Source organism: Paraburkholderia sp. JHI2823, from assembly GCF_038900695.1.
GTDB classification, from domain to species: Bacteria; Pseudomonadota; Gammaproteobacteria; order Burkholderiales; family Burkholderiaceae; genus Paraburkholderia; species Paraburkholderia mimosarum.
Genome location: NZ_JAYMRY010000359.1, coordinates 1 through 377, shown reverse-complemented (window position 1 = coordinate 377; position 377 = coordinate 1). Strand labels below are relative to the sequence as shown.

General features: G+C 55.7%; 1 protein-coding gene. It reads right to left on the bottom strand.

Going from position 1 to position 377, the window contains the following annotated elements; translation table 11 throughout:
- Window positions 1–255, bottom strand: a 255-nt coding sequence (locus VSR34_RS38970; RefSeq protein ID WP_342965308.1) for a transposase, incomplete at its 3' end; no start/stop codon positions are given.
- Window positions 256–377: the final 122 nt, after the last annotated feature.

The window sequence follows — 377 nt, the reverse complement described above, 5'->3', positions numbered from 1 at the left end:
GTTCTCCACCCATTGCCAGACCACTTCCTCATCCGACAGATCGAACGCATGCTGGAGATACAACAAGCCAGCAATCAGCCTCGGTGAGGTGGCCGGCCGACCCTTGCGCGAGACGAAGCTCGCGCTCATCGACGCATTCAATCCATCCCAGTTGATCAGATCGGCCAGACGCACCAGCGGATGCTTCAGGTTGATCTGCTCGCGCAGAGGATGCCGGAACAAATCGCCTTCGCTCACCGCTGTCTTCGGACCCATCCAGACCTCGACAGAATTTGCAGGAAACAACCCATAATCTGCCAGGTTCCTGCAAATGCATCAACAACATTCAGCTTCAAACCCTTGCTGCACAAGGCGCTTCGAGTTTTTCAGGGCCGACT